Below are 869 nucleotides of genomic sequence, written 5' to 3'. Positions count from 1 at the left end.
CCAGTGAAGACGCACGCCGCACGCCTGTAACGACGCTGATTGCGCCAGATTCGCCACGGCCATCAACTCGTCGCCATCGAACAACAATGGCAGTCGCGGACGCACGAACGCCGGCACACGCCACTCGTTGAGCAGGCGCTTGAGGTCGCGCCTGCCACGCTCCGGCAGGTGCAGCGATTCGCCGCCCAGGCGGTAGCGCAGGTGCCAGCGTCCCGCAGGCAACTCACCTCTTATCTGCACCTGGCCGTTGCCAGGCAGCTCGGATGTGCCCTGCACGCGCACAACGGCAGGATCGGGCAGCACGGGCGGCGCCAGCCAGTCAGCGCTGAGCCAGTACAGACGGCCATCCGCGCGGTGCAGCTCGCCATCCGCCAGCTTCCAGACGGGCGACGCATCCCCGGCCGCGTCGCGCAGGTCCCGCCAACCGGCCCAGTGATCGCTGTCGGGCATGCGACTCAACGGCGCCAGCCAATGACGCAGCAGATTGCGCTGCCGCGCATCGCTCAGTTGCGTTACCAGCGACAGCTCGAGTGACGGCAGCGCCAGCCAGGGAAAGAGCGGTTCGCCGCGTGCAGCCTGCAGATCCATGCGGGCCAGCTCGCCCAACAGCTGCTCGGCCTCGCTCAGGTGCGCCGCGCTGCGCGCGAGAGCGACGCCAGCCTGGGGCCAGCGCTCGGCCAGCAACGGCATCACCCGCTGGCGCAGGAAGTTGCGGCTGAATCGTGTGTCGGCGTTGCTCGGGTCTTCGATCCAGCTCAGCCCATGCGCCTCGGCGTAGCCCTGCAGTTCGGCCCGCGAGCAATCCAGCAGCGGCCGCAGCAGCGTCCCCCGCCCCAGCGGGCGCTGCCCTGGCATCGCCGCCAGGCCAC

1 protein-coding gene is annotated in these 869 nt (G+C 69.9%); it reads right to left on the bottom strand.

Annotated elements, in window-relative coordinates:
- Positions 1–869, bottom strand: an 869-nt coding sequence (gene tilS / locus J0A65_RS24395; RefSeq protein ID WP_206596844.1) for a tRNA lysidine(34) synthetase TilS, incomplete at both ends; no start/stop codon positions are given.

Origin of the sequence: Bowmanella yangjiangensis, assembly GCF_017255015.1 — a bacterium.
Taxonomy (GTDB): Bacteria; Pseudomonadota; Gammaproteobacteria; order Enterobacterales; family Alteromonadaceae; genus Bowmanella; species Bowmanella yangjiangensis.
The sequence above is the reverse complement of the archived record's forward strand: the minus strand, read 5'-3'. Positions and strand labels throughout refer to the sequence as shown.